Origin of the sequence: Labrenzia sp. THAF35 (assembly GCF_009363595.1) — a bacterium.
GTDB classification, from domain to species: domain Bacteria; phylum Pseudomonadota; class Alphaproteobacteria; order Rhizobiales; family Stappiaceae; genus Roseibium; species Roseibium algicola.
The window spans coordinates 5,158,045-5,183,927 of sequence record NZ_CP045380.1; the positions used below are offsets into that span (position 1 = coordinate 5,158,045).

Here is a 25,883-nt window from a genome sequence, read left to right on the forward strand (position 1 = left end):
CGATCAGGCGCGCGTCAGCCGCCGTGGTCCTTGTCCCTGTCCGCGATATTGTCGAGATCTGTATCGCATTCGTCACCGTCGTCATCGAGGCCCAGCGAGGCGTCTGCGAGCACCAGCTTCCTGTGCGCACGCCAGGACAACGGAATGGTCAGCAGGTAAAGGACCGCTCCTCCCGCCAACATCCGGAAGGGATAGGAAACGGTCAGCGCCACCACCAGAACCGCAACCAGGAATAACGGCAATACAAAGTCGCGGCGCACCCTCGTGCCCAGCGTCTTGCCGGAATAGGTCGGCAAACGGCTGATCAGCAGGAAGGCAACTCCGATCGTATAGGCTGCAACAAAAGCTGAATCTGCGAACCAGTGCGGAAACAGGCCGAGAAAATCGAGATAAAGCGGCAGGAGCACGGTCAGTGCTCCGGCCGGTGCAGGCACGCCTGTGAAGAAACGTGACGCCCAGGCAGGCTTGTTCGGATCGTCCAGGGCCACATTGAAACGCGCCAGACGAAGTGCGGCGGAAATCGCGAAGATAAGGCCTGCGATCCACCCCATGTTGCCTGCATCCTTGAGGATCCAGAGATAGAGCATCAAGGCCGGCGTGACGCCGAAATTGACAAAATCCGAGAGGGAATCCAGTTCCGCACCGAAACGCGACGTTCCCTTCATCATGCGGGCGACACGGCCATCGAGCCCGTCCAGCACGGCTGCCACGAGAACGGCACCGACCGCGAATTCCCAGCGGCCTTCGAAGGCCATGCGCACAGCCGTCAGACCGGAGCACAGCGCCAGCAACGTCACCATGTTCGGAATGATCAGGCGCAAGGGTACGCGCCGGAAGCGCGGTGTTCTGCGGGTGTCGGCCGGTCCTTGATCGGGCGTCTCGTTCACGGTGGCCTCAGCTTACACGGGTCAGGGACTGAGCCGGGCTTTGCGGTGCCGACAGATCGGCCAGCACGGTCTCGCCGGCAATCATGGTCTGGCCGAGGGCAACCTTTGGCTGGGTTCCGACCGGAAAATAGACATCAAGACGCGAACCGAAACGGATCAGACCAAAGCGCTCGCCAGCAGAGAGATTTTCTCCTTCACGAACGAAGCAGACAATACGGCGGGCAACAAGACCGGCGATCTGCACGACACCGATCCGGCCGTTGCCGGTGTCGATGACCAGTCCGTTGCGCTCGTTGTCTTCACTGGCCTTGTCCAGTTCCGCGTTCAGAAACTTGCCGGCACGGTAGGCGACGCGCTCTATGCGCCCGCCAACAGGTGCCCGGTTCACATGGCAGTTGAACACGTTCATGAAGATGGAGACCCGCATCAGCGGTTCAGCGCCGAGTTCCAGCTCAGCAGGCGGGCGTGCCAGGCCAACTAGGCTGACGACACCATCTGCCGGAGAAATCACCAGCCCTTCGCCGACAGGCGTCACACGCTTGGGATCGCGGAAGAAATAACAGACCCACCCCGTGAGGAAGAGGCCGATCCAGAACAGCGGATCGATGAACCAGCCGATAACGAGCGTCGCCACCAGAGCAATCGCGATGAAGGGCCAGCCTTCACGATGGATCGGCACCATGGCCTTGGAGACGGAATCGACTATCGACATCTTCTTTTCTTCGCTTTCCATTGCTGCCTGGCGGCAGGCGTATTCCCGGCCCGGGACTGAACGCACCCGTTGCGCTTTAGCTTCTGCCCCGCTTCTAGTGGCTTTTCAAGGCAAAGAGAACCTGCTTTTCATGAAAATCACACGGTTTGCGACCCACTTGAGCCAGTGGAAGCCGTCCGATAGTCGCTCTCCCAGTAGGGCGGTCGACCGTACTTTGAAATCAGGAAATCGACAAAGGCGGTCACCTTGGGCGGAACGAACTGGCTTGGCGGATAAACGGCCCAGATCGCCCCGGTGCGGGCAATCGTATAGTCTTCCATGACGGCGACCAGACGCCCGTCGCGCAGGTCTTCCCAGACATGTGCCAGTGACTTCAGACTGAGGCCAAGGCCGTGAAGCGCGGCGTCGTAAGTCAGGTCGCCGCTATCACCCTTGATGACCGGCTTCTGGATTTCGAAGGCGACCTCTCCCTCCGGCCCGTTGAAATACCAGAACGGCATGGAGGCCATGGCGATGCAGTCGTGGTTGGCAAGGTCTTCCGGTGTGTGCGGCACGCCCTTGCGAGCAAGGTAGGCCGGTGATGCACACAGGGCCCTTGGATTGCCGCCCAGCTTGCGGGACAGCAGAGAAGAATCGGTCAGTGGCGCTCCCCTCACCGCCATGTCATAGCCTTCCTCGATCACGTCCACGATCCTGTCGGAAAAGTCCATTTCCAGCCTGATATCCGGGTAGAGTTCGCGGAACTCCACCAGATACGGCAGAATGTGCTTTCTTCCGAAGAATGTGTTGCAGGAAAACCGAAGCGAGCCGCGCGGCGCTTCTGTGGAGGCTTCCAGGATCGAGCGGGCCTGTTCGATCTCACCAACTGCGGTGCGCGCGTGTTGCAGCAAAACACGCCCGGCTTCCGTCAACATCGTGCGTCTGGTGGTGCGGGCAAAAAGCTGGGAACCGAAGGACTTCTCAAGGCCGGTCAACCGCGTGCTGGCAGCTGAAGGCGACAAGCCGATTTCCCGGCCGGCAGCAGCCATGCTGCCCAGTTCCGCGATGCGGACAAAAAACTGCAGGTCTTCCAGTCTCATTGTTCCAATCTTTCGAAGAATTAATTCTACACTAGCCTCATTCTTCGAAGGAACGCAATATGAGACAAATGCTCATCCCAAGCGATGGAGAGCACCATGACACATACAGGAGACGACTACGAAGCCCGCGCCCGCGCTTCCCGCCACCAGGAACTGCGCCGCCTTGCCAAGGCACTTTCAAGACTGTTGTTCAAAAGGGGTGAAGCTGCCCAAAACACCAATGTGCCGACAACAGGCCATGTGGCCTGCGACAATGATCCGGCACCGCAAACAATTCGTGCGGCCTGACCTCCGGCAAGTTTCTGACTTCTTGTCATCCAGGAAGACCGGTGGTGGAGATCCGGGATCATTGAGCCCAGATCTCTTTCAAGGGTCAGCGTCATACCGGGAACAGGTGCATTCCGTCCCCCGGCCAAAGCCTGGCCAGGCCGGATGACCAGAAATAGCTGTCGCCAGACCTATTTCGCCGGTACGTAATCAGCCCTTTGACCACGTGTGACGATACCAAGATCGTCATTTTCCCTTGCGGCACGCAGCCGTTCCTCGGCCTCGTCCGCTTCGCGCTGGCGGGCCCACATGGAAGCGTAAAGACCGTCTCTGGCCAGAAGCTCCTGATGGGTGCCGCGCTCGGCAATCTCGCCACCTTCCAGAACGATGATCTGGTCCGCGTTGACCACGGTCGACAGGCGGTGGGCAATCACCAGCGTTGTCCGATCCTGCGAAACCTCATCCAGCGCCGACTGGATCTCGCGTTCGGTATGTGTGTCGAGCGCCGATGTCGCCTCATCGAGGATGAGGATCGGCGGAGATTTCAGGATGGTGCGTGCAATCGCAACACGCTGCTTTTCACCGCCCGACAGTTTCAATCCGCGCTCGCCGACTTCCGCGTCATAGCCCTGAGGTAGCCTTTCGATGAAGTCGTGGATCTGCGCCATGCGCGCAGCCTCCCGCACTTCCTCGTCGCTGGCGTCCGGTCGGCCATAGCGGATGTTGTAGGCAATGGTATCGTTGAAGAGCACCGTATCCTGCGGAACCATGCCGATGGCCTGACGCACGCTTTCCTGCGTCACGTTTCGGACATCCTGGCCATCGATCTCGACTGAACCGTCGGTGACGTCGTAAAACCGGAACAGGAGACGGGAGATCGTCGATTTGCCCGCACCGGAGGGACCGACAATGGCGACGGTCTTGCCTGCTGGAACCTCAAAGTCGATCCCCTTGAGGATCGGCCGGTCGGGATCGTAGTGAAAGCGAACGTCCTTGAACGCAATCTTTCCTTCAACAGCCTTCAACGGGCTGGCGTCGGGCTTGTCCTCGATTTCGGCGGGAACCATCAGCAGGTCGAACATGGATTCGATATCCGCAAGACCCTGACGGATTTCACGATAGAGGAAGCCGATGAAGTTGAGCGGAATGGAAATCTGCATCAGCAGCGCGTTGATCAGGACAAAGTCACCGATGTTCTGCTCGCCCGCCAGTACGGCCTGCGCAGACAGCCCCATGCAGGCGGCCATGCCAATGCCCAGGATAACAGCCTGGCCGAAGTTGAGCCAGGAAAGGGACGTCCAGGTTTTCGTCGCGGCGCTCTCATATTTCGCCATGGAGACATCGAAGCGCGCAGCTTCCATGTTTTCGTTGCCGAAATACTTGACCGTTTCGAAGTTGAGCAGACTGTCGATGGCCTTGGAGTTGGCATCCGTGTCGCTGTCGTTCATCTCGCGGCGAATGCCGATCCGCCAGTTCGAGGTCTTGATGGTGAACCAGACGTAGGCGACGATCATCACCGCGACGATGACAACATAAAGGAAACCGAACTGGTACCAGATCACGGCTGCCATGATGGCAAATTCCAGAACCGTCGGAATGCCGTTCAAGATGGTGAAGCGGACAATCGCTTCTATGCCCTTCACCCCGCGCTCAATCACACGGCTGAGCCCACCCGTCCGCCGGGCAAGGTGGAAACGCAGGGAAAGCTGGTGCAGGTGGCGGAATGTCAGGATTGCGAGCTGGCGTACGGCATGCTGGCCGACCCGGGCAAACAGCGCATCACGCAGCTGGTTGAAAGCCACTGCCAATACGCGGGCTGCATTATAGGCAAGCACCAGCATGACCGGTGCCACCAGGAAAGCAGGCAGGTTGGAGCCTTCACCCGTCAGTGCATCCGTCGCCCAGGCGAAAAAATACGGCGACAGGACCGTCACGATCTTGGCAATGATCAGTGCGAAAATGGCCAGAAGCACGCGCTGCTTGAGATCCGGCCGATTAGACGGCCAGATGTAGGGCCACAGGTTGGCCAGCGTCGTGAAGGTGCTGCCTTCGTCTGCGTTGACAGGCTTGCGGATGTGCGCTTGAGCGGAATGGCTGCCGGCAGCCGCAGCCGAAGGCTTTTGCGGCGGGGTCGCTGTCTGATCGGTCACACAAAATCTCCAGGCCGCGGAAGGCGGCCACTTGGGTTAGTCTGAAGCGGAAACCACTTGCGCACCGGCTGACTGTCCTGCCTGGTCCGGCTGCGCCGCGTTCAGGCGCTCCCAGAAGTCCTTGGTCCGGCACTCCGCCAGACTGAGCACTTGCCAATTGAGCGCGTAGTGGCAATTCCTGCCCCGCGTGTCGCAGCACAAGAGCCCGGCGTCCTTCAAAACCTGCAAATGCTGAGACACGGTCGACTGAGCCAACGGCAGGTGACTGACGATCTCACCGCAGCAGGCGCCCTGACGGCTTGCGAGCTGCTTGATGATTGCCAACCGGGCCGGATGTCCAAGTGCACGGAAGATAGCCGCGAGTTCCTCGCAACTTGCCAGACCTTCCTTGGAGGTCATGCAATTTCCACCGGCCGGCAGATCCGTCCCGCTCATGGGGCGGTTTCCTCATTCACGATTGTTTGTTTCATCGTTGATATGCGATGAATCATCAAAAAAACAAGGGGCTGATGCAAAAAGGCAGAGGATCATTCCGATCCCCTGCCTTCATTTTTGACATTCGACCAAGGCGTAACTGACAGAGATAAGCAGCGACAACAGCCGAGAATTTTATAAATGCCCATGGCCGTTTTCAGACGTGCCGACAACGCCCGATGTGCCGACAGAGGCCAGTGTCACCTCAGCCGTTGTTTTCGTCTGGTTTCGGCCAGCTCAGATCCCCTTCTGGTGTCAGGAACACTTGCCCCGGGTAAATCAGATCAGGATTGCGGATCTGTTGCTGGTTGGCCTTGTAGATCGTCGTATAGCGAACGCCCTCTCCATAAAGACGCCGGGAGATCCGCCACAGGTTATCCCCCTTGCGGATGATCACGACGGGAAGAGACTTTTTCACTTCCGCGCCCTGGCCATCGGCTCCAGCCCCCTCACCGCTTGCGACCACCTTGGTCAGCACAATCTGCTTGTCCTGTTCCTTTTCAAAGGTAACGGCTGCACGGGCGTCGACCGAGCTGCCATCCTCACCGATCAAATCGGCGCGAACCTCGACATTTCCTTCAGAAATATTCTTGCCGCCTTCAATCAGCCACTTCCCGCCCGAACCGACCTTAGCCTCGCCCTGAAACTCGTCGCCGACGTAGACACGAACCGATGACCCAGGTTCGCCGGTACCGGCGACAAAGACCTTGTCCTTTTCGGATTCCACGGCTTCGACGGTCACCGTCGGCGCATCCGGTGCTGCTGCGGGAACATCAGCCGGTTCATTCTGGCCGGCTTGCGCAACGTCTGCGCCACTGTCCTGTGTTGCTACAGCTGCCGGCGCTGCCCCTGATGACGCCGAAGCAACTTCGGTTTCTGCTGAAGCCGCCTGTCCCGATGCCTCAGCCGTTGAAACGGCGGCACCATTGCCGGCCGTTTCCGGCTCTGCGTTGCCTGTTCCAGATGAAGTGGTGTCGGCAGACGCAACAGCGGTCTGCTCAGAGGTACCGGCGGGCTGGTCGCTCGTCTCCCGGGAAGCCGTCTGCTGGCTTGCAGAGGTCCCTGCGGCAGGTTCCGCAGAAGCAGTTTCAGTTGCAGACGTCGACCCGGAGGCCTCCGCGGCGGTGCCTTCTGCAGAATCCGTTGTCGCAGCTGTTTGCGAACCTTCGCCAGTCGAAGTGATGGAAGCCACCTGCTGCTCGGCCTCAGGCTTTTGCAAGACGTCCGACGGACCGTCAGGCGTGTTCAGAACCACAAGGGGCTGTTCCTTGCCACCTTCCGGCAGTGAAACGGCAAGCCGTTCTTCGGACGTGGCAATCGCTTTGCCGGTATCGTCATGAACTTCCAGGCCAACGTCATAGTCGCCCGGCTTCAACGGCTCATCCAGAATGATGGTCCATTCGCCGACCTCATTGGCAATGCTCTTGCCGACAACCTTGCCGTTGGCAGTCAAGGCAACGATAGCGCCTGCAACAGACCGGCCCGCAACGACCGTTTCACCGGTCGGCTCAACGCCGACAACGTCAAAACTTGGGCCTGCGCTTGCCGTTTCCGCGGCAGGAGCCTCATCTGACGCATCAGCGTTATCTGTTTCTGCAGATTGCGTCTTTGTGCCTGTATCAGAGCCTGCAGCCTGTTCGGTCGTGGCACTGTCGCCGGAGACCGATGGCGTGACGGCAACTTCGGAACCGCTCTGGAAAGGCAGACGCCCTGTATCGCGATAGATGTAGCCCGTCACGAGAGCGGCCAGCCCAACAGGCACGGCTACGATCAAAGTCCAGATGAGTGTCTTGTTATTCATTGTGTGTCCTGCCGGGAAAGCAGCCAGGCGATGCGGCGCTTTCCAAATCCGTTCCCCTGTTTGCGCCCTTTCGGGTGCTGCCTGTCTCAGCCGAACTCCTGACCTTGATGGCCATGTTTCCTTTGCCGTCGGCTCTTCTTCAGATCGTGGTTCATGCATAGCCGTCTTTTCCAGGCGCGGCAAGAAAACCCGGTTCAGAACTAAGGCCTTTCAAACAGAATGCTTGACCTTGTGGCAATCTGAATGCCACATCTTTGCGTCATGAATACGGTTTCTCAAAATCAGCTTACAAGCGTCTGTGTTTACTGCGGGTCCAGCTTCGGTTCGGACCCTGCACACGAGGCATCCGCCACCCGTCTGGGCCAGCTAATTGCCGAGGCTGGCCTTCGACTTGTCTATGGCGGCGGCTCTGTCGGTCTGATGGGAACCGTGGCCAATGCCGCCCTCGAAGCCGGCGGCAAAGTGACGGGAATCATTCCGCGTTTCCTGGAAAAACGCGAGGTGATGCTGGACACCCTCGAAGACCTGATCGTCACGCAGGACATGCACGAACGCAAACACCTGATGTTTGAGAAAGCCGACGCCTTCATCGCGTTGCCCGGCGGTATCGGCACCCTGGAAGAAGCCGTCGAAATGATGACTTGGGCCCAACTCGGACAACACCGCAAGCCGGTGGCACTGGCCAACCTCAACGGCTTCTGGTCGCCTTTGCTGGAACTTCTGGATCATATGCGGGCACAGGGATACATCCGTCCGGACACTGAAGTTCCTTATCTTGTTGCCCGATCCGTGGACGATATCCTGCCAATGCTGCGCCGCGCGATCAACGGTGAACCCCTGCCGGCACAAGAAGCATGCGCCTCGGTAACAGATCTCTAAAACTCTACTGAGTATAGAGGTTGGGAATACGTTCCCATGACTGTGAATATTGGAACCAAATCGATTTGCAGTCTGAGGAGTTGAATAGTACCGTCGCACGAAACGCAGGAAGAACAGGCCACTAAATGCAAACTACCCTTCTTGTTGAAGATGCGGCGTTTTTCGAGAAGGCAATCGTCAAGAAACTGCATGAGGTCGGCCGTCACCAGATCATGGTGGCGCGTAGCTACGAAGAGGCAGAGAACTGCCTCAATCTGCCTATCGGTGAACCTGACCTTGCTCTTGTCGACCTGACCCTTCCAGACGCCCCCGACGGCGAAATCGTCGATCTTTGCGAGAAGTGGAATATTCCCACGATCGTCTTCACCAGCCGCTTCGACCCGAAAACCCGAAGCAAGTTCCTGGAAAAAGGCGTTATTGACTACGTTCTGAAGGATTCTCCCGGCAGCCTGAACTATGTTGCGGACCTGATCCGGAAACTGGCGCAGAACCCCAAGATCGGCATTCTCATTCTGGACGATTCCGCGGTGGAGCGGGACGTGATCTCCAAGATCGTCGGCAAGCACCTATACAAGATCTATCAGGCCAGCTCTACGGACGAAGCCCTCCAGACCCTGAAGGATTACAAGGACATCAAACTTGTCCTGGCGGACTATTTCATGCCCGACAAGGACGGCTTTGCCTTTCTGAAAGCCGTACGCAGAGTGCATGACCCGGAGAAAGTCGGCGTCATCGGCATGTCGTCCTATGCCAATCCGGACAACCGAGTGCGGTTCCTGAAATACGGTGCAGCGGATTTCGTCGACAAGAACTGCCCTCCGGAAGAGCTGCTGCTGCGCGTGTCGCAGAACCTCGATTACATCTACCGGATCGAGGAACTCAACAACATGGCGATGCGGGACTCCCTCACGGGTCTCTACAACCGCCGTTACCTTCTGGAACAGGCCACCAAGGCAATCGCGACCTGGCCGGTTTCCGAAGGACGTGCGCATTGGCTCGCGCTCCTCGACCTGGACTCCTTCAAGGCAATCAACGATTCACTCGGCCACGATTTCGGCGATGCGGTTCTGATCAGTTTTGCCCGCCACATGATGAAGCTCGCAAAGGAAGACGATATCGTCTCGCGGCTCGGCGGCGACGAATTCTGCATCGTGTTCCGGGACAAGGAAGAAGCCGAGGTTGTCGACGGACTGCAAAACCTTCTGGACAACGTTCTGGCCTCGCCGGTGCGTCACGACGGCGAGGAACATCTGATGAAGACAAGCGTCGGCGTCGCCCCGCTCGAAAGCGGCAGGTTCGGCGATGCCCTGAAGACCGCCGACCACAGGCTTTATGCCGCCAAACGCAGTGGCCGCGGCCAGCTGGTTTCTTCAGACTGACCGCATCTTCCACAGGGCTCTGGCTGCGACTAACTCAGTTTCAGCTCCGGTAGCGCCGCCAGCTGTCGTAGGTAAACACCACCAGCGCAGCCCAGATCATGCCGAACGTCATCAGCTTGGTCGGGTCCAGCGGTTCGCCCCAGATATAAATCGCCATCAGGAAGTGCATGGACGGCGCCATGTACTGCATAAGCCCCAGCATGAAGAGCGGCAGGCGCCGGGCGGCAGAAGAAAAACAGATCAGCGGCAAGGCCGTGACAATGCCCGTCCCCACGAGGGCGAGCAGAACCGGCGGATCGTTCAAGACCATTGCGTCGACACCCCAGCTGAGGCTCAACAGTATGTAGCCGGCGGCGAGCGGAAACAGCACAAGCGTTTCCACGAACAGTCCCGGGGTCGCCTTCACGGGCGTCACTTTTCGCACGTAGCCGTAGCCTGCGAAGGAAAACGCCAGCACCAGAGACACCCACGGCAAACCGCCTGCCAGGATCGCCTGCAGAACAACCGCAATGGCGGCAACGCCGACAGAAATCCCCTGCCAGGTCGTCAGTTTTTCCCTCAACACGAACAGGCCAACCAGAATGCTGACCAGTGGGTTGATGAAATAGCCGAGCGAAATATCGAGCACGTGATTGTTGGAAATTGCCCAGACGAAGGTCAGCCAGTTGACGGCAATGAAAGTGGCAGACGCCGTCAGCCCCATGAGCACCTTCGGCTGGCGAAAAACCTCGCGCACTTCCTGCCAGCGGCCGCGCGAATAGAGAAACAGACCGACAAACAGCACCGACCAGAGGATCCGGTGAGACACCACAAGATCTGCTGGCACGGTATCGGTCAGTTTGTAATAGGCCGGGAGGAAGCCCCACATGCCGTATGCCGCCAGGCCAAACAGAAGGCCCTGACGGAATTCGGCATTCGCTTCGGTGCTGGTCACCGTCTGCGACATGGCATTGCCTTTCTGGCGCCCGAAAGGCGCGTGACCAGGATCAGGCCACGTTGGCTTTCATCAGCGCGAATGTAATGGAGTCGACCAGGGCCTGGAAAGAGGCGTCGACGATGTTGGAGGATACCCCGATCGTGAACCAGCGCCGGTGCGTGACTGTGTCCTGGCTTTCGATCAGAACGCGCGTGACAGCGCCCGTGCCACCATTGAGGATGCGCACCTTATAGTCAATCAGTTCCAGGCCGTCGATGGCAGACTGGTATTTGCCCAGATCCTTTCGCAGTGCCATGTCCAGCGCATTGACCGGGCCGTTGCCTTCAGCAACCGACATTCGGGTTTCGCCGTCGATATCGACCTTCACCACGGCTTCCGAAACCGTGACCAGATCACCGATTGCGTTAAACCGGCGTTCCACCATCACGCGGAAGGATTCAACTGCGAAGTAACGCGGCACCTCGCCCAATTCCCGGCGCGCGAGCAGCTCGAACGACGCGTCGGCAGCCTCGTAGGCATAGCCTTCGGCTTCCCGTTCCTTGACCTTCGCCAACAGTAGGTCAAGACGCGGGTCTGCCTTGTCGACTTCGATGCCCACCCGGGCCAGCTCTCCCAGAAGGTTGCTCTTGCCGGCCTGGTCGGACACCAGCACCCGCCGCTGGTTGCCGACACTTTCCGGTGCGACGTGTTCATAGGTCTGCGGATCCTTCAGGATCGCGGAGGCATGAATACCGGCCTTTGTGGCGAAGGCGGTTTCGCCCACGTAGGGGGCCTGCCTGTCCGGCGACCGGTTGAGGATTTCATCGAACGCATGGGAGATTGAAGTGATCTCTTTCAACTGAGCGTCGCTGACACCGATTTCGAACCGATCTGAGAATGCCGGTTTCAGCTTGAGTGTCGGGATCAGGGTGATGAGGTTGGCGTTGCCGCAGCGCTCACCCAGACCGTTCAAGGTTCCCTGAATCTGCCTTACGCCGGCATCTACTGCCGCCAGTGAGTTGGCGACCGCGTGACCGGTGTCATCGTGGGTATGGATGCCGAGATGCGTTCCGGGAACAACCTCCTGCACCTTGGTGACGATGTCGAAGATCTCATCGGGCAGAGTGCCGCCGTTGGTGTCACACAAAACGATCCACCGCGCGCCTGCATGGTATGCCGTGCGGGCACAATTGAGCGCGTATTCCGGATTGGCCTTGAAGCCATCGAAGAAATGCTCGCAGTCGATCATCGCTTCCTTGCCGGCAGCAACGGCTGCGGTAACGGTCTCGTAGATCGAATCGAGGTTTTCCTCGTTGGTGCAACCAAGCGCGACCCGGACATGGTAGTCCCATGCCTTGGCCACGAAACAGCAGGCATCGGAACTTGCGGACAGCACGTCCTGAAGCCCCGGATCGTTCGCAGCCGAGCGGCCTGCGCGCTTGGTCATGCCAAACGCGGTGAACGTTGCCTTGCGCGTCCGCTTTTCACTGAAGAACTCACTGTCGGTCGGGTTGGCACCCGGATAGCCACCTTCAATGTAATCGACGCCAAGCCGCTCCAGAAGTTCGGCAACCACAACCTTCTCGTTGACAGAGAAGTCGACCCCGCTGGTCTGGGCGCCGTCACGCAATGTCGTGTCGAAAAGAAAAAGCCGTTCCTTGGTCATATCCGTATCCTGAGCAGCGTCGGGGCTGTCTTTTATTCGTTGTCATTTGCCCCGGTGCGAACCGGTGGCCAGGTTTCCGTGTCGTGATCGGGGTGCTGGAACGAAACGAGCGACGCCAGAAAAGGCGCTGCCTCCATATCGTCTTCGGTCACCCTTTCGGGAATTTGAACCATGCTGTCGGCATAAGGCAGCTTTGCCTCGACGCCGAACTGGATGCTGGGCGGGATCTGCGATGGATCGTCAAAGGTCCCGATGGCCAGTGCAATGCCATCCGGCGCTTCATAGGTCAGCGGCGTACCGCAATCGGCGCAAAAGCCCCGGGTTGCGTGATTGGAACTCTGGAAGTGCTTCAACGATCCACGTGTCCAGACAAGCCTGGAAGTTTCGGGAACACTGACCAGTGGCGCGTAAAAGCCACCAAAGGCCTTCTGGCACATGCGGCAATGACAAATGGAAGCCTCGCCCAGTGGCCCTTCCACCTTGAACCGCAAGGCACCGCACTGACAGCCGCCGGTATGGATCTCCGTCATCCGCCCCTCACTTCCCAATGATCCGTGTCATGATCGGGATGCTGATTGTTGGTTGCCGTGACATCATTGATCCCACCTGGCAAGTCGTCCCGATTTGACTGCGTTTCGTTCAGTTCGAAAAGATGCCCGTAGAACGACACTCGCCCCTCGACACCGGACTGTTCAACCGGCGTGACTGCGGCAACATCATCCAGGCTGCCATGGGTAAAGGAAATGTGGTCGTCGCCAATCGTATCAAAGGCCAGAGGCGTGCCGCAGGTTCCACAGAAACCCCGGCGGACAGGCTTGGAAGAGTGGAACCAGGAGGGTTCGCCGCGGGTCCATTCAAAATCGGACTTCGCAGCACCGATCAACGGCAGAAAGAAATTCCCCGATGCCTTCTGGCACATGCGGCAATGACACAGATGCGGATGACCGACCTCTCCCGTCACCTGGTAACGCACGGCGCCGCACTGGCAACCGCCGCTCAGCCTTTGAACATTATCGCCCATCAGAAATTCTCCTTGCCACAAGCGTTCAGGATCTTGCGGCAGACACCGTCAAGGTCGTGCGTCACCTCCGCATTCCAGAAGCGCAAGGTCGTCCAGCCGAGAGCCTGAAGCTTGCGGTCGCGCGCGATGTCACGCGCCTGGCCCTGCAGTTCTGCGTGCTGGGATCCGTCCAGTTCCACGATCAAGCGATGAGCAGGTGCCGCGAAATCGACAATGACCCCTTCGATCGGCATCTGCCTGCGAAAGGAAATCCCCTCCAATCGATGCGCCCGGATCACTTGCCAGAGCTTCTTTTCAGCGTCCGTCATTTGCGAACGCAGGCGTTTGGCGTTGGATCTGAGTTGCTTGGAAACTGTCTGGTGCGGCATGTAGCGACCTCTTAGCGATAGCCTGAAACCAGTGTTTGTTACACAAGCTTTATACCCCCCTCTGTCCGCTTGCGCGGACATCTCCCCCTCAAGAGGGGAGACCGGAGCATGCGGGCTGATTTGAGAAAACTCATACAGCTTTGGAGAGGTCTCCTCCCTGAGCAGAACTCCGGTCTTGCGCCATAGCCGGTTCAAAAATGCATGGCAGCGCGGCATACGCCCCTCTCCCCCCTTGCGGGGGAGATGTCCCCATAGGGGACAGAGGGGGGTATCCCGTCTTTCCGCCTGGTACCGTCTCACCGCTTGACTTCCCAGGTAGTAACGCGGGCACCGGTTTCTGAGTCTTTTGAATCCTTTAGAAGAATTCCCTGAGACGTCAGTTCATCGCGGATCGCGTCGGCTTCCGACCAGTTCTTGGCATTGAGGGCCTCCAGGCGTTTTTCGATGGCTGCCTGAATGCCGGCCTCATCAACGCCAGACAAATCCGCCTTGACCGGATGAACGCCGAGGAGCGCGGCAGATGCCGAGTAAACATCCAGCTTGCCAGGGTCCTTGGAAGCCTCGACGGCGAGCGCGTGGAGCGCCTGAATGGCGCCTGCGGTGTTCAGGTCGTCCAAAAGGGCATCAAGCACCTCGGCAGCAGGGGCTGCATCCGTTTCGACCGGATCCGGCCAACGGGCGAGAAGGTTTTCAGCTTCTTCAAGCTTGCGTTTGGAGAAATCGATCGGCTCTCGATAGTTGGTCATCAACATGGCAAGGCGCAGCACTTCGCCCGGCCACATGCGACCGCCGAAACTGTCCGTTTCCAGGAGCTCCTGAATGGTGAAGAAGTTGCCCTCGGACTTGGACATCTTCCGGCCTTCCACCTGCAGGAAGCCGTTGTGCATCCAGTAGTTGGCCATGACCTTGGTGCCATGAGCGCAGCGGGACTGGGCGATTTCGTTTTCGTGGTGCGGGAAGATAAGGTCCAGTCCGCCGCCGTGTATGTCGAACACTTCACCCAGATGGTGCGCACTCATGACAGAGCACTCGATGTGCCAGCCCGGACGCCCCCTGCCCCACGGGCTGTCCCAGCCGGGCTCTTCTTCAGAAGAAAGTTTCCAGAGCACGAAATCTCCGGGGTTCTTCTTGTGAGCATCAACCGCAATGCGAGCCCCGGCCAGCTGCTCGTCCAGCTTCCTCTTTGACAGGCCGCCGTAGTCGGGCATGGACTGGGTGTCGAACAGAACTTCACCGCCCGCCTGATAGGCGTGTCCCTTTTCGATCAGCGCCGCGATCATCTCGACCATTCCGACAATATGCTGTGTCGCCCGAGGCTCGATGCTCGGCTCCAGCACACCCAGAGACCTGATGTCCTTATGGAACTGGTCCGCAGTCTTCTGCGTCACCCGGGCAATGGCTTCATTGAGCGGCAGATCGGGAAAGTCACGAAGTGCGCGTGCGTTGATCTTGTCGTCAACGTCAGTGATGTTGCGCGCATAGGTGACGTGGTCGGCACCATAAAGATGGCGCAGAAGCCGGAAGAGCACATCGAAGACGATGACCGGTCGCGCGTTACCGATGTGGGCAAAGTCATAGACGGTCGGTCCGCAGACGTAGAGACGCACATTCCCGTCATCGATCGCCCGGAAGTCCTCCTTCTGGCGCGTCAATGTGTTGGTGAGCTTCAAGCCCTTGAAAGTGCCGGATTTCTCTGTCTCAGCGGCGCTCATGTCAAACGGTCTCCTGGCCGGCTGGCCGGGCGGTCCGTCTCAAAGGAAATTTTGCCAAGAGGGAACGGCCACAGCCAGCGGTGTCGCTAGCTGCAAATAATGGTGATCGAAATGATGTTCCGTGTGGCCGTCATCATGGAGCGCTTTATGGACCGGAAAACAGAACCCGGTCAAGGCTGCAGTTGCCGCTGAAACGCCAAATTCCGTGCCTTGTGGCCGCAACGCGTCACTCCCACGAGCGTTATCGGATCGCGCGCTTTTCCTGTAGCGGCAACAAACGGGATCGGCTTTGCAATGGCAAGGAAGCTTAACGCAGTTCAATTATGCGCAAGATGCACTAGACTTTCCCCGTTGGGAATCAGAGGGGGTATTTCCGATGGGAATATTTTGCACGTGCCGTAACAGACATCTTGGTCTTCTTTTCACGCTGGCAGCGTTTTTGTCCGGACCACTTTCGGCACCATATGTCCAGGCACAAACCGCGGCACCGGCGACCAGCGAAACCCAGGTCGTTCCGCCCCCTGTTTTCGAGGAACCGCAGACGCCGATCGCCAGGGCCATTCAGGCGCAAGTTTCTACGATCCTGCCCGAAGGTCTTGCACTCTATTATGGCGAACGCGCTTTCGCACCGGTCTGGTTCAACGAGAATGGCCTCACGGAAGACGCTCATCTGACCATTGCCGCCATGGCGGCGGCGAACGATCATGCGCTCAACCCCAACAATTACGATCCCCTCGGCTTCATAAAGCGTTCGGAAACTTCCCAGAGCGAGCAGGAATGGGCCCAGTTCGATCTGGACCTGTCCGTACAGTTCCTGCGCTATGCGACTCACCTCTCCTCCGGCCGCGTTCAACCCAACAAGGTCAACAAGGCGCTGAACGTGTTTCCGGATCGGCCTGATCCGAAAATGCTTTTTGAAAATGCCGAACAGGCTGTGGACTTCGGGGCCTTTCTGGAAAGCCTCGCACCCCAGACCGACAATTATGCCCGCCTGAAGCGGCGCCTTGCCCAATACCGGGAGAAGGCTGCTGCCGGCGGCTTTACCCAGGTTCCGGATGGTGAGGTTCTGAAACCAGGCATGAGCGATCCGCGCCTGGAGGTTTTGCGAACCCGGCTCATGGAAGAAGACATTATCGTTGCCGGAGATCACACCGGTGATGTCTATGACGGCACCCTGGTGGAAGCCGTCAAGCTGTTCCAGGAGTACCACGGCCTTGAAACCGACGGTGTCATCGGCAAGGCGACAATTGCCCAGCTCAACATTCCGATCCAGGAAAAGCTCATCCAGATGGAGCTCAACATGGAGCGGCGTCGCTGGATGCCGGATGATCCGGGACAGTTCTACGTCTTCGTCAATCTGGCAGACCAGAACCTGAAGGTGGTGCGGGACGGAAAGACCATTCACACGGCGCGGGTCGTTGTAGGCAAGCCCTACCACGCAACGCCGGTGTTTTCCGACCGGCTGGAATATGTGGAAATCAACCCGTACTGGAACGTGCCCTACTCCATCGCGACGAAGGAGTATCTGCCGAAACTCAAGCAGAACCCCACGGCGCTCAGCAACAAGAGCATCCGGATCTTCCAGGAAGGCAACGAGGTCGCGCCGACACAGGTTGCCTGGAACAGCTATTCCGGTGGCAATTTCCCGTTCCGGCTGCGCCAGGACCCGGGTGAGGACAATGCGCTTGGTCGCATCAAATTCATGTTCCCCAACCAGTTCAACATCTACATTCACGACACCCCGTCGAAATCCCTGTTCACCAGAGCGGAGCGCGCCTTCAGCCACGGCTGCATTCGTGTATCGGATCCTTTTGCCCTGGCGGATGTTCTTCTGGTCGATTCCGACGCCACTCCGGGTAAATGGGAAGCCATTCGCGACAGCGGCGAGCGTACGGTCGTCAAAACCAAGGTCGAAATCGACGTGCACCTCACCTACCTGACCGCGTGGATGAACAAGGACGGATCAACACATTTCAGAAAAGACATCTACGACCGCGACAAGGTGCTGCTGGAAGCGCTACGCAGAGCGATGACAGAGAACCTCTAGAGGCATAACATACTGTTCTAATTGAACTTTACTTCCGTTTAGATATCTGAACGGTAGCTGAATGCGGCACTCAGCATGGGTTCAAGCCGGCCCCACTAATCTCCAGTCAATCGAAACGGATTGCCATCTGGAGTTACTCATGCTGAACCGCCTCTTCGTCATCTTCTTCCTGGCCCTCATCCTGGGTGGCCCGTTTGCAGCCATCATCGCAATCACCGACGGCACCAAGGCGTTTGGCCAGGAAGCCCAGCAAAAGGGCATGTGCCTGACCACCGGCACCGGCTGCGGCAACGGGAATATCATTGTCACGGTGGCCAGTCGGATATAAAAGCGCGCTCGCAGGCATTGCGGGAACCGGTGAACGATCACCTGAAAGCGCGTGTACCTTCAAAGTTGTTTCCACTTGAAAAGAGTGGGAATCTTGTCTGAGATTGGTCGCACACAGGACATTCCAGCCTCTTTGCTTGCAGTTTACTCCGATGTTTGGCAAGGTTGTCCCATGGACTACAAAGCACTTGAAGATAAAGCAGAATCCGCGGCGGAATTCTTGAAGATGATGGCATCCGCGCCGCGATTGCTGTTGATGTGTCTTGTCCTCGACAACGAACGCAGCGTTGGCGAACTGGCAGAAAAAACCGGCATGCGCATGCCGACCGTCTCGCAGCAGCTCGCCCTTCTGCGCGCGCAGGGTCTCGTCACGACCCGCCGCGAAGGCACGACCATCTATTACCGGCTCGCCAGCGAACCGGTTAGGGACATCATGTCCGTGCTTTACAAGAACTTCTGCGCGGATGCCGAACTGCCCGGCCCAATGCAGCTGGAAGCAATGGACGCGGACTGACCTGCAAGGTCAGGCTTCTTTCAAATCCAGCAAATCTCTGACATTTTCCCGGAACGCAGCAGCCTGCTCGATAGCCCAGTCGCAGAACCGCCTTTGCTGCGGCCGCATTACACGGCCACTTATTGACAAGAGCCGGTAACGATAGCCTGTCTGAACATGTTTTGCGGGACCAAAGGGCATTATCAAGTGCCCGCCAACCAAGGCGTCAAACGCTTCCGTGACACCGCAAAGCACAAGGCCCTGGCCGGACAGGGCTGCTTGCATTCCCGAACTGATCCTCGAGAAGCGTACCCCTGAGACCTTTTTGCCCGTAGTGACGCTGAAGGTTAGCGACCAGTCCTGCCAGCTTGCCCATTTGGGATCAGGTGTCCTGTTGTCCAGATGCACAAGAGGCACCTTAGCCAGGCTTTTCAGCTCTTGCGAAACACCATGATGGTCCGCGAACTGCGGCGTGCAAACCGGAACAACATAGTCGCCGAAGAGATCGATCGCATCCAGCCCCGACTCAGGTGGCGGACTGTAGCGAATTGCGAAATCGAAGCCGTCGGCAGCAAGATCGATCCGCTTGTTTGATGCATTGAGCCTGAGATCAACCCCAGGATTGAGACGATAGAAGTCCGAAATACGCGGCGTAAACCAATTTTCGGCGAAGGATTCAGGAAGCGTTACAGAAACCTGGTTGGCGGTGCGCACCCGCCTCAATTCCATCAAGACGTCATCGAGAATGGACAAGCCGCCTGTCAGTCTATCCTTGACGCGTAGTGCTTCATCCGTCGGCTTGGCCCCCGTTGAACTGCGCAAAAACAAGGTTCTGCCCAGATAGGCCTCAAGTCCCCTGATCTGCTGGCCGACAGCTGCTGTTGTGACGCCAAGTTCTTCCGCCGCGGCCCGGAACGTTCCCGTCCTCAGCACGGCCTCGAAAGCTCGTAATGCGTTCAGATGCGATACTTTCATACACCTATTACTAAAGATTTTCTTTTCACGTAGCGAGACAAAATGAGCTGACCTTCCGGAAAATCGGAGCGATCCTGTCATCTGCAAACCGACTGACCTTGTCACGAGGGAAGAAAAAGTTTCGCCCCATCTTCCACGGAAGGACTACCAGGATGAAGAAGTACGTCATCGAACGAGATATTCCGGGTGCCGGCAACATGAGTACCCAGGATCTCGCAGCAGCCTCACGGAAATCCAATGAAGCGCTGGCAGAATTGGCACCGTTCATACAGTGGCAACATTCCTACGTTGCCGGGGACAAGACCTTCTGCATTTATCTGGCAAAGGACGAAACCACGATCCTTGAACACGCCCGTCGCAGCGGTTTTCCAGCCAACAACATCACCGAAGTGGCATGCGAAATCGATCCGACAACTGAAAACTGTAAAGGGGCGTGAACATGCTCGCTCCCTACACCCTCTTCTGGGAACGCTTGTCCGGCGCCATCGCACCACAAGTCATGCTTGAAGAACTGGATGTCAGTCATTGTCTTGTTCATGTTGACATGACAGCAGGCGATCATCGGCAGGAAGCGTACCGGTCACTAAACCCCGTGATGCGCATTCCTGCGCTCCGATTGCCGGATGGCAAGGTCATTGGCGAAAGCTCCGCAATAATGCTTGTCCTCGGCGAAGCGCATGCTGGCTCCGACCTTGTCCCCGCACCGGACGATCCCGACAGGCCGGAATTTCTGTTCTGGCTGACATCCATGGCCGCGAACGGTTACCCGATTTTTTCCCGTGCCTGGCACCCCGAACAATTCACCACCAACGCCGAGGCCAACGAGAGTGTCCGGCAGCGTGCGGAAAGCCATCTAGCGGAGTTTTTCGCTGTCATGGACGGTGCTATTGCCGGCCGCCCCTATTTCCTGGCACGTGGCTTCAGCGCATTGGACATCTATCTGGCGATGCTGAGCGAATGGTCTGCGGACCGTCAGGCCTTGTTTGAGGCCAATCCACACGTCGGTGAGCTTTGCAGGGCTGTTCGGGAAAGACCGGCATACAGAAAGGTGCTGGAAATGCACACTGCTCCCTTGGCCGCCTGACGCCCGAACAACAAAAACCAGTTGGCCTCAGTCCTGGACGAAATCACCGCATTTCGGGGGCTGCTGATCTCCCCAGGGCATCAACGGCACGGTTGAGGTCGAGTTTTTAGGGCTGCCTTCAATCAGCTTGTCGGAATAGACCAGATAGACAAGAACGTTTCGCTTGGCATCGCAGCCACGGACGATCCGCATTTTCTTGAACATGAACGAGCGGCGCTGGCGGAACATTTCCTCGCCCTGTTCGAAGTTCTCCTTGATGGTGACCGGGCCAACCTGACGGCACGCCAACGATACGTCAGAGACTTCTTCCGCAACGCCGAGCCAACCGGAAACGCCGCCTTTCTCCGGAACCGTGAAGTGGCAGGAGACACCGTCGATAATCGGATCGTCTATGGCGTAGGTCGCCAACTTGTGGTCGGGCGTCAGAAACTTCCAGACGGTTGATTTCTTGAAGATCAGATCAGGCTCATCCGCCGCAAGAGCAGCGCCCACGCCTTGCAGCAGCAAAGATGCGCCAAGAGCGGCAGCGACCAGAAAACGCATTAGAAATCCTCCAGATTTTCAACCGCCCAACATGTGGGGATCACGAAAGCGCGATCAAGCGTCAGACGAAAAACAAAGCGCGCGCCCATCAGGCGCGCGCCTCATAACTTCATCTTACCGGGTTTTCGACGCGATGTTAGCGGGCGTCTTCAAGAACCTTGTCTGCGGCCGCCTTTTCTTCAGGAGCCGGTGTATCCGACGGTTTTTCGTCCTCGACAATGTCCTCGGCCGATAGTTCCATCTCTTCGCTGTCTTCCGGCTGCTCCTCTTCAGAACCGAGTGCAAGCGAGGCAGCAAAATCGCTGTCCGAGACGAGATCGGATGCTTGTGCTTCTCCGTCATTTGCCGAAGCCTCTTCCGAGACTTCCGCTGCGGGTGCATCGGCGACAGCCATTTCTGCTGCAACCTGCTCCGGTGCCCCCTCACTCAGGCCGGCTGTTCCGTCCAGGGCATCGTAAAGATCGGCGATCCGTTCCCGTGTCCATATCTGGGGCTGGTCGAGGCCAAGAGCTTCGTCATAGGCCCGGGCAACGCTTATGGGCAGATGAAATTCAAAGTCGGCCTTCGAGCCGAAACGGGCAGCAAGCGCGTCACGAACAGCCTGGAAAGTATCCTTCAGGCCAAGGCTCTGCTCGACGCATGCAGCTGCCGCGTCCCGCAAGGTCACGACAAAATCACGGGTGGTTTCAACAGCCGTTGCCACGGCTTGCGTACCGATGGCGGATTTCCCGCGTCCCGGCATCAGCGCAGTCGGACGAAACGCCGTGATGCGGTCGAGCGCGCGCGGCCAGTCGGCCAGATGGGCATCTCCGCAATAAGGAACAGCGGCTTTCTGAACCAGATCTCCCGCGAAGATCACGCCACTTTGCGGAACCCATACGACCAGATCGCCCATCGTATGGGCGCGGCCCAGATGCATCAGCCGGACGTCCAGCCCGCCAAGGTCGATGGTCATTGAAGATGCAATGGTCATGGACGGCATGCTTACACCGGTATTGCCGGGTAGTCCGGCGAACAGTGCAGCGTCCCGCTCCCGGGCCACGCGGATTTCCTCGACGCCGCGGGTTTCCATCATCCGCCTGGTCAGATCGGAAGCAATGACCTCGCCCGGCTCGAATGCCAGGGCACCAAGTGTGTTGTCTGAATGGAAGTGCGACAGAACAACCTGTTTGATCGGCTTGTCCGTGAGCTCACGAACCTTCTGCAGAACCTTTTCCGCAAGGGCCGGCGTTGCCTGGGCATCGACAATCAGAACACCTTTTTCGCCGATGACCACGCCGGTGTTGGAACACCCATCCGCGCTATAGGCATAACAGCCGCGTCCAAGCTCTTCGAACCGTTCGTTTTCACCCGGAACGGCTTCGGACCTGTTTGTCATCTCTACCATAACGGTCTCGCTTTCCTGCCAGATGTCTGACTGCCTGTTTCGGCCTGCGCGAACTTTGCCGCGCTTTTTCCTGTTGACTGAAGCGTCTCAGTTTCGGTGTCTGATTCGCAATTTTTCACGCGCCAATTCCTTAACTATTCTCTCTTTATCAACAGATAGGTCAGCTCTTTCGCCGTATTTTGACTGCACCTGACAAAGCTCTTCGCCATACTTGCTTTCAATCCTGCTACTTTTTCGTAGCTGCCCGGGGTGTCTTTCCGGGGTTATTCAACCGGATATACTTGCTAGTCACAGAAAATGGCCGGATAACGGCATTGTTCATCTGCCTGCTCAATCAGGCTTAACGAATCTCCAAGGCGTCGACTTATCCATGTCCGATCAGCAAGGGTCCAAATCCACTGTTTCCCCAGGCAAGGTACCTTCCAAACCTGTCCTGAAGCTGAGCGCATTCCTGCCTTACAGGCTCAACCATCTGGCCGAGACCGTCAGCAGGTCCTTTTCCAGAATTTATGCCGACACCTATGGTATCGGGATTCCCGAATGGCGGGTGCTTGCCACTCTTGGCGAATACAAGGCCATGACCGCACGAGATATCAGCCAGGCAACCTCCATGCACAAGACCAAGGTCAGTCGGGCTGTCGCCGCCCTGGAAAAGCGCGACCTTATTGTGCGCGACAAAAACCGGGACGATCAGCGGGAACAGACCCTGTGCCTTTCTGACCAGGGCAATGCCATGTACGAAGAAATTGTCCCTCAAGCCCTCGCCTACAGCAAGAGGCTGGAAGACGCCCTGACAGAGGAACAGAAGTCGGTCCTGGACGAGATTTTCGACCGTCTGCACGAGGCCACCCGATCCGGGCAAAGCGACTGAAATCCTGCGTGGTCCTACCGCTCCGCCATTAACCTAACGTGAGAGCTTTCATTGCTATTGATAGGTCCAGCAGCGATAGTGCCGGGGTCGGTTTAAGGCCGATACGGCGTGGCAAAAACGCTGTAGGGGATGGGTGATGAGACGTAGCTGGTCTGCCAGGTCCAAGGTAATGGCACGCGCTGTCGCGTTTGGTGCCGGGCTTGTGCTGAGCGCACATACTGTGAGCGCGGCCACCTGCTCCAGCCTGAAGGCTGAACTGCAGCGGCTGGAATCGCGTTCGACGGCACAGTCTCCCGCAGCCCAGAAATGGACCACCGCCAAATCCCAGCAGCAAAAGGCCATCAATGCCGCGGAACGGGATGCAAACTACTTCGGCTGCGCATCAAACGCATCCCCCAAATGCAGTGGTCTAAATGACAAGATCAAGCGCATGAAGGCCAACCTTTCTGCAATTGAACGTCAGCTTGCGAAGTCCGGTGGCGGATCGTCGAAGAATGCAAAACGTGCAAGGCAGATCCGGGCCTCGCTGGCAAAACAGAAATGCGATGCCTCGACCCGCGAAGCACGACAACAAAATGCCAGCGGCGAGGACAAGCCGAAGTCTCTCCTGGCCCGCATCTTCAACCCGCAGCCGCGCGTCGAACTTGCCTCCGTAACGACGGGCGACCGGGAAATCGCTTCGGTGCGCCGGCAAGCCCGCAGCGAAACCAAACGATATTCCCTGCCTTCCGGTGGCGCATTCCGGACCGTATGTGTCAGAACCTGCGACGGCTATTTCTTCCCGGTAAGTTTTTCGACGGGCAAGAGCCAGTTTGCCAATGACGAAGCAAGATGTTCGGAAATCTGTCCGGCTGCGGAAACCGAGCTATACGTCTATCGCAACCCGGGTGGCGACCAGGCCCAGATGATGTCTCTGGCCGGCAACCTCTACTCCGAACAGCCCTTCGCCTATCGCTACAAGAGCGAATTCGTTGAAGGCTGCAGTTGCCGTGCAACCCGGCAATCGAAGGCACAATCGGCGTGGACGGATCTCAGTACCGGATCGGGAAACAGGGTATTCTTCACCGACATCAGCGCCGGCCTTCCCAGGCGGACACTTCAGCCAAGCCGCGGTGGAACCTACGAACACGAAGAAGACCTTCCCTCTCCGCTGACCAGAACCCCGCTGACCAGAACGCAGCTTCCGCGCTTTGAAGATCCCGACACGCTCATGAACATGGAAAAGGGCTTCGACGTGTCGGCGCGGCTTGATCTCGCCGCGACACGACTTGAGCGCGACGAGGACAAGGTTGCTTCAAGTTCCGGTTTCAAGGACGGTTTCCCGGTCCTGTCGATCCATTCCCCCAAGGAAACGGATGACGAGGAACTGGCGGCTTTTTCGCCTGTGTTCAAGGCAGAAGACGACGGTTTTAGCGCAGCGCCGGACCGAAAGGCCCCTGTCAGGGTAGTCGGTCCAGAATATTTTGTCGCCCAATAAGCGGCAGCAAGGCCTTCATGTCCGGACCGTGATCCATCCCGGTCAGCACCCTGCGCAATGGCATGAACAGGCCACGACCCTTACGGCCGGTTTCATCCTTCAGAGCAGACGTCCACTCTCCCCAGGTCTCCAGCGTGATGTCGCCTTCGGGCAGCAAGGCCTTTGCACCTGAAACGAATTCCTGGTCTTCGTCCTCGATGCGGCTTTCCACGGGACCTGTAACGACCTGCCAATAGGCACGCGCGTCGTCAACTGTTTCGCAGTTGCCACGCACGGTATCCCAAAAATCAGCCCCCCCACTGATGCCCATCGCGGCAAGACGGCTCTCCACCGCCTCAAAGGGCAGATCATGTACGAGGCGCGCGTTGAGGGATTTCAGCTCTTCCGGATCGAACTTAGCGGAGGACCGCGAAACGCTGGTCAGGTCGAATTTCTCGATCAGGGCATCCATGGATGCAACCGGCTCGACCGCCTGACTGGTTCCGGTCAAAACGGCCAGGGAAGCGACCGCCATTGGCTCAAGCCCGGCCTCGCGCAGCGAACCTATGGACAATGCCCCCTTGCGCTTCGAAAGGCCTTCGCCATCGATCGTCGTCAGGAGATTGTGATGACCGAATACCGGCGGCTTTGCCCCCATCGCCTCGAAGATGGCAATCTGGACGCCTGTGTTGGAGACGTGATCTTCGCCGCGGATGATGTGGGTCACATCCATGTCGATGTCATCGACAATTGAAGTGAAGGTGTAGAGATACGAACCGTCCGCACGGATCAGAACCGGATCGGACATGGAGGCCAGATCGATCGTCTGGTCGCCGCGGCACAGATCCGACCAGGCGACATCCGTACGTCTGGTTTCAAACGGGTTGCCGTCGTGGTTCGGCAGGACAAAGCGCCAATGCGGCTTGCGGCCTTCGGCTTCGAAAGCCGCCCGCTCTTCGGCGGTCTGCTTCAGGCCTGCTCGGTCGTAGACCGGAGGTCTGCCAAGCGCACGCTGGCGCGACCGGCGGCGTTCCAGTTCATCCGGCGTTTCGTAACACGGGTAAAGCAGGCCCGCATCTTTCAGCTTCTGAGCCGCTGCATCGTAGTTGGCGATCCGGTCCGACTGCCGCTCCTTCAGGTCCGGTTCGATCCCGAGCCAGTGAAGGTCAGTCTCGATGGAATCGGCATATTCCTGCTTCGAGCGGACGAGGTCCGTGTCATCGAAACGCAGGATGAACCTGCCGCCCATCTTCTTGGCAAAAAGCCAGTTGTAGAGCGCAGGACGGATGTTGCCGATGTGGATATGGCCGGTCGGCGACGGCGCGAAGCGAACAGTGACGGTCATGGCGATGAGTTAGCCGGGGTTGAACCGGACGGCAACCCCAAACT

The 25,883-nt window shown here is 58.0% G+C and carries 26 protein-coding genes; 10 read left to right on the forward strand and 16 right to left on the reverse strand.

What is annotated here, in order from left to right; all coding sequences use genetic code 11:
* Nucleotides 1-14 precede the first annotated feature (14 nt).
* The 3 genes from FIU93_RS23730 to FIU93_RS23740 all read right to left on the reverse strand — a co-directional run bounded on the left by FIU93_RS23730 (nt 15) and on the right by FIU93_RS23740 (nt 2,678).
* Complete coding sequence (locus FIU93_RS23730) at nt 15-887, reverse strand: phosphatidylcholine/phosphatidylserine synthase (protein ID WP_062489071.1); 873 nt, start codon at nt 885-887, stop codon at nt 15-17.
* 7 nt (nt 888-894) lie between these two features.
* Nucleotides 895-1,599 (reverse strand): phosphatidylserine decarboxylase, encoded by a 705-nt coding sequence (locus tag FIU93_RS23735; protein WP_168687099.1) that lies wholly within the window; start codon nt 1,597-1,599, stop codon nt 895-897.
* A 137-nt stretch (nt 1,600-1,736) separates the two neighbouring features.
* A complete protein-coding gene (locus FIU93_RS23740) occupies nt 1,737-2,678 on the reverse strand; it encodes a LysR family transcriptional regulator (protein ID WP_055653605.1) in 942 nt (313 codons plus the stop codon).
* A gap of 96 nt (nt 2,679-2,774) precedes the next feature.
* Between FIU93_RS23740 and FIU93_RS23745 the strand changes: the two genes are divergently transcribed.
* Nucleotides 2,775-2,966, forward strand: a complete 192-nt coding sequence (locus FIU93_RS23745; RefSeq protein ID WP_152506961.1) for a hypothetical protein — start codon at nt 2,775-2,777, stop codon at nt 2,964-2,966.
* Nucleotides 2,967-3,136: 170 nt separating this feature from the next.
* Here FIU93_RS23745 and FIU93_RS23750 read toward each other — a convergent pair whose 3' ends face one another.
* The 3 genes from FIU93_RS23750 to FIU93_RS23760 all read right to left on the reverse strand — a co-directional run bounded on the left by FIU93_RS23750 (nt 3,137) and on the right by FIU93_RS23760 (nt 7,370).
* Nucleotides 3,137-5,020 carry an ABC transporter ATP-binding protein/permease gene (locus tag FIU93_RS23750; protein ID WP_055656442.1) on the reverse strand — a complete coding sequence of 628 codons (1,884 nt, stop codon included), beginning with the start codon at nt 5,018-5,020 and terminating at the stop codon, nt 3,137-3,139.
* A gap of 111 nt (nt 5,021-5,131) precedes the next feature.
* On the reverse strand, nt 5,132-5,530 hold the full coding sequence (locus tag FIU93_RS23755) for a metalloregulator ArsR/SmtB family transcription factor (RefSeq protein WP_031270715.1): 399 nt from the start codon (nt 5,528-5,530) through the stop codon (nt 5,132-5,134).
* A 244-nt stretch (nt 5,531-5,774) separates the two neighbouring features.
* Nucleotides 5,775-7,370, reverse strand: a complete 1,596-nt coding sequence (locus FIU93_RS23760; RefSeq protein ID WP_152506962.1) for a LysM peptidoglycan-binding domain-containing protein — start codon at nt 7,368-7,370, stop codon at nt 5,775-5,777.
* A gap of 261 nt (nt 7,371-7,631) precedes the next feature.
* Between FIU93_RS23760 and FIU93_RS23765 the strand changes: the two genes are divergently transcribed.
* Together FIU93_RS23765 and FIU93_RS23770 are read left to right on the forward strand one after the other, a co-directional pair.
* Nucleotides 7,632-8,249: a TIGR00730 family Rossman fold protein gene (locus FIU93_RS23765; protein ID WP_031270713.1), complete on the forward strand. Its 618-nt coding sequence runs from the start codon at nt 7,632-7,634 to the stop codon at nt 8,247-8,249.
* A 125-nt stretch (nt 8,250-8,374) separates the two neighbouring features.
* On the forward strand, nt 8,375-9,628 hold the full coding sequence (locus FIU93_RS23770; protein WP_055653596.1) for a diguanylate cyclase: 1,254 nt from the start codon (nt 8,375-8,377) through the stop codon (nt 9,626-9,628).
* Between the two features lie 40 nt (nt 9,629-9,668).
* On the opposite strand, the gene rarD is transcribed toward FIU93_RS23770, so the two are convergent.
* The 6 genes from rarD to cysS all read right to left on the reverse strand — a co-directional run bounded on the left by rarD (nt 9,669) and on the right by cysS (nt 15,311).
* Nucleotides 9,669-10,574 carry an EamA family transporter RarD gene (rarD, locus tag FIU93_RS23775; RefSeq protein ID WP_152506963.1) on the reverse strand — a complete coding sequence of 302 codons (906 nt, stop codon included), beginning with the start codon at nt 10,572-10,574 and terminating at the stop codon, nt 9,669-9,671.
* A gap of 40 nt (nt 10,575-10,614) precedes the next feature.
* On the reverse strand, nt 10,615-12,210 hold the full coding sequence (gene cimA / locus FIU93_RS23780) for a citramalate synthase (protein ID WP_152506964.1): 1,596 nt from the start codon (nt 12,208-12,210) through the stop codon (nt 10,615-10,617).
* 32 nt (nt 12,211-12,242) lie between these two features.
* Nucleotides 12,243-12,740 carry a GFA family protein gene (locus tag FIU93_RS23785; RefSeq protein WP_152506965.1) on the reverse strand — a complete coding sequence of 166 codons (498 nt, stop codon included), beginning with the start codon at nt 12,738-12,740 and terminating at the stop codon, nt 12,243-12,245.
* The gene (locus FIU93_RS23790; RefSeq protein ID WP_062489077.1) at nt 12,737-13,231 is read right to left on the reverse strand and encodes a GFA family protein; all 495 of its coding nucleotides are present in this window, start codon (nt 13,229-13,231) and stop codon (nt 12,737-12,739) included. Before FIU93_RS23790 ends, FIU93_RS23785 begins: the two co-directional genes overlap by 4 nt.
* Nucleotides 13,231-13,599, reverse strand: coding sequence for a DUF559 domain-containing protein (locus FIU93_RS23795; RefSeq protein WP_055653590.1), 369 nt, complete (start codon nt 13,597-13,599; stop codon nt 13,231-13,233). The genes FIU93_RS23790 and FIU93_RS23795 overlap by 1 nt, the downstream gene beginning before the upstream one ends.
* Before the next feature lie 296 nt (nt 13,600-13,895).
* Nucleotides 13,896-15,311, reverse strand: coding sequence for a cysteine--tRNA ligase (gene cysS / locus FIU93_RS23800; RefSeq protein ID WP_152506966.1), 1,416 nt, complete (start codon nt 15,309-15,311; stop codon nt 13,896-13,898).
* Nucleotides 15,312-15,750: 439 nt separating this feature from the next.
* Here cysS and FIU93_RS23805 point away from each other — a divergent pair, with 439 nt between their 5' ends.
* The 3 genes from FIU93_RS23805 to FIU93_RS23815 all read left to right on the forward strand — a co-directional run bounded on the left by FIU93_RS23805 (nt 15,751) and on the right by FIU93_RS23815 (nt 18,199).
* Nucleotides 15,751-17,358, forward strand: a complete 1,608-nt coding sequence (locus tag FIU93_RS23805; protein ID WP_152506967.1) for a L,D-transpeptidase family protein — start codon at nt 15,751-15,753, stop codon at nt 17,356-17,358.
* Nucleotides 17,359-17,497: 139 nt separating this feature from the next.
* Nucleotides 17,498-17,686, forward strand: a complete 189-nt coding sequence (locus tag FIU93_RS23810; RefSeq protein WP_023003917.1) for a hypothetical protein — start codon at nt 17,498-17,500, stop codon at nt 17,684-17,686.
* Between the two features lie 171 nt (nt 17,687-17,857).
* Entirely contained in the window at nt 17,858-18,199 is a 342-nt protein-coding gene (locus FIU93_RS23815; RefSeq protein WP_152506968.1) for a metalloregulator ArsR/SmtB family transcription factor, read from the forward strand.
* A gap of 9 nt (nt 18,200-18,208) precedes the next feature.
* Here the strand turns inward: FIU93_RS23815 and FIU93_RS23820 are convergent, their stop codons facing one another.
* Entirely contained in the window at nt 18,209-19,234 is a 1,026-nt protein-coding gene (locus FIU93_RS23820; protein WP_152506969.1) for a LysR substrate-binding domain-containing protein, read from the reverse strand.
* 71 nt (nt 19,235-19,305) lie between these two features.
* Here FIU93_RS23820 and FIU93_RS23825 point away from each other — a divergent pair, with 71 nt between their 5' ends.
* The gene (locus FIU93_RS23825; RefSeq protein WP_023003914.1) at nt 19,306-19,590 is read left to right on the forward strand and encodes a DUF4242 domain-containing protein; all 285 of its coding nucleotides are present in this window, start codon (nt 19,306-19,308) and stop codon (nt 19,588-19,590) included.
* Between the two features lie 2 nt (nt 19,591-19,592).
* Nucleotides 19,593-20,237: a glutathione S-transferase family protein gene (locus FIU93_RS23830; RefSeq protein WP_152506970.1), complete on the forward strand. Its 645-nt coding sequence runs from the start codon at nt 19,593-19,595 to the stop codon at nt 20,235-20,237.
* A gap of 27 nt (nt 20,238-20,264) precedes the next feature.
* Here FIU93_RS23830 and FIU93_RS23835 read toward each other — a convergent pair whose 3' ends face one another.
* Nucleotides 20,265-20,780: a CreA family protein gene (locus tag FIU93_RS23835; protein WP_152506971.1), complete on the reverse strand. Its 516-nt coding sequence runs from the start codon at nt 20,778-20,780 to the stop codon at nt 20,265-20,267.
* A 136-nt stretch (nt 20,781-20,916) separates the two neighbouring features.
* Nucleotides 20,917-22,167 (reverse strand): MBL fold metallo-hydrolase, encoded by a 1,251-nt coding sequence (locus FIU93_RS23840; RefSeq protein WP_209010219.1) that lies wholly within the window; start codon nt 22,165-22,167, stop codon nt 20,917-20,919.
* A gap of 370 nt (nt 22,168-22,537) precedes the next feature.
* On the opposite strand from FIU93_RS23840, the gene FIU93_RS23845 reads away from it, so the two are divergent.
* Nucleotides 22,538-23,038 carry a MarR family winged helix-turn-helix transcriptional regulator gene (locus FIU93_RS23845; RefSeq protein WP_152506972.1) on the forward strand — a complete coding sequence of 167 codons (501 nt, stop codon included), beginning with the start codon at nt 22,538-22,540 and terminating at the stop codon, nt 23,036-23,038.
* A gap of 136 nt (nt 23,039-23,174) precedes the next feature.
* Nucleotides 23,175-24,515 carry a DUF2865 domain-containing protein gene (locus FIU93_RS23850; RefSeq protein WP_152506973.1) on the forward strand — a complete coding sequence of 447 codons (1,341 nt, stop codon included), beginning with the start codon at nt 23,175-23,177 and terminating at the stop codon, nt 24,513-24,515.
* Here the strand turns inward: FIU93_RS23850 and gltX are convergent.
* A complete protein-coding gene (gltX, locus tag FIU93_RS23855; protein ID WP_152506974.1) occupies nt 24,478-25,839 on the reverse strand; it encodes a glutamate--tRNA ligase in 1,362 nt (453 codons plus the stop codon). The two genes, FIU93_RS23850 and gltX, sit on opposite strands and share 38 nt — an antisense overlap.
* Nucleotides 25,840-25,883: the final 44 nt, after the last annotated feature.

Excerpts from the sequence above, each read along its gene's own strand:
- FIU93_RS23735 (WP_168687099.1), bottom strand. The coding sequence starts at position 1,599 with ATGTCGATAGTCGATTCCGTCTCCAAGGCCATGGTGCCGATCCATCGT.
- FIU93_RS23740 (WP_055653605.1), bottom strand. The coding sequence starts at position 2,678 with ATGAGACTGGAAGACCTGCAGTTTTTTGTCCGCATCGCGGAACTGGGC.
- FIU93_RS23745 (WP_152506961.1), top strand. The coding sequence starts at position 2,775 with ATGACACATACAGGAGACGACTACGAAGCCCGCGCCCGCGCTTCCCGC.
- FIU93_RS23755 (WP_031270715.1), bottom strand. The coding sequence starts at position 5,530 with ATGAGCGGGACGGATCTGCCGGCCGGTGGAAATTGCATGACCTCCAAG.
- FIU93_RS23760 (WP_152506962.1), bottom strand. The coding sequence starts at position 7,370 with ATGAATAACAAGACACTCATCTGGACTTTGATCGTAGCCGTGCCTGTT.
- FIU93_RS23765 (WP_031270713.1), top strand. The coding sequence starts at position 7,632 with ATGAATACGGTTTCTCAAAATCAGCTTACAAGCGTCTGTGTTTACTGC.
- FIU93_RS23770 (WP_055653596.1), top strand. The coding sequence starts at position 8,375 with ATGCAAACTACCCTTCTTGTTGAAGATGCGGCGTTTTTCGAGAAGGCA.
- rarD (WP_152506963.1), bottom strand. The coding sequence starts at position 10,574 with ATGTCGCAGACGGTGACCAGCACCGAAGCGAATGCCGAATTCCGTCAG.
- cimA (WP_152506964.1), bottom strand. The coding sequence starts at position 12,210 with ATGACCAAGGAACGGCTTTTTCTTTTCGACACGACATTGCGTGACGGC.
- FIU93_RS23785 (WP_152506965.1), bottom strand. The coding sequence starts at position 12,740 with ATGACGGAGATCCATACCGGCGGCTGTCAGTGCGGTGCCTTGCGGTTC.
- FIU93_RS23790 (WP_062489077.1), bottom strand. The coding sequence starts at position 13,231 with ATGGGCGATAATGTTCAAAGGCTGAGCGGCGGTTGCCAGTGCGGCGCC.
- FIU93_RS23795 (WP_055653590.1), bottom strand. The coding sequence starts at position 13,599 with ATGCCGCACCAGACAGTTTCCAAGCAACTCAGATCCAACGCCAAACGC.
- cysS (WP_152506966.1), bottom strand. The coding sequence starts at position 15,311 with ATGAGCGCCGCTGAGACAGAGAAATCCGGCACTTTCAAGGGCTTGAAG.
- FIU93_RS23810 (WP_023003917.1), top strand. The coding sequence starts at position 17,498 with ATGCTGAACCGCCTCTTCGTCATCTTCTTCCTGGCCCTCATCCTGGGT.
- FIU93_RS23815 (WP_152506968.1), top strand. The coding sequence starts at position 17,858 with ATGGACTACAAAGCACTTGAAGATAAAGCAGAATCCGCGGCGGAATTC.
- FIU93_RS23820 (WP_152506969.1), bottom strand. The coding sequence starts at position 19,234 with ATGACAGGATCGCTCCGATTTTCCGGAAGGTCAGCTCATTTTGTCTCG.
- FIU93_RS23825 (WP_023003914.1), top strand. The coding sequence starts at position 19,306 with ATGAAGAAGTACGTCATCGAACGAGATATTCCGGGTGCCGGCAACATG.
- FIU93_RS23830 (WP_152506970.1), top strand. The coding sequence starts at position 19,593 with ATGCTCGCTCCCTACACCCTCTTCTGGGAACGCTTGTCCGGCGCCATC.
- FIU93_RS23835 (WP_152506971.1), bottom strand. The coding sequence starts at position 20,780 with ATGCGTTTTCTGGTCGCTGCCGCTCTTGGCGCATCTTTGCTGCTGCAA.
- FIU93_RS23840 (WP_209010219.1), bottom strand. The coding sequence starts at position 22,167 with ATGGTAGAGATGACAAACAGGTCCGAAGCCGTTCCGGGTGAAAACGAA.
- FIU93_RS23845 (WP_152506972.1), top strand. The coding sequence starts at position 22,538 with ATGTCCGATCAGCAAGGGTCCAAATCCACTGTTTCCCCAGGCAAGGTA.
- FIU93_RS23850 (WP_152506973.1), top strand. The coding sequence starts at position 23,175 with ATGAGACGTAGCTGGTCTGCCAGGTCCAAGGTAATGGCACGCGCTGTC.
- gltX (WP_152506974.1), bottom strand. The coding sequence starts at position 25,839 with ATGACCGTCACTGTTCGCTTCGCGCCGTCGCCGACCGGCCATATCCAC.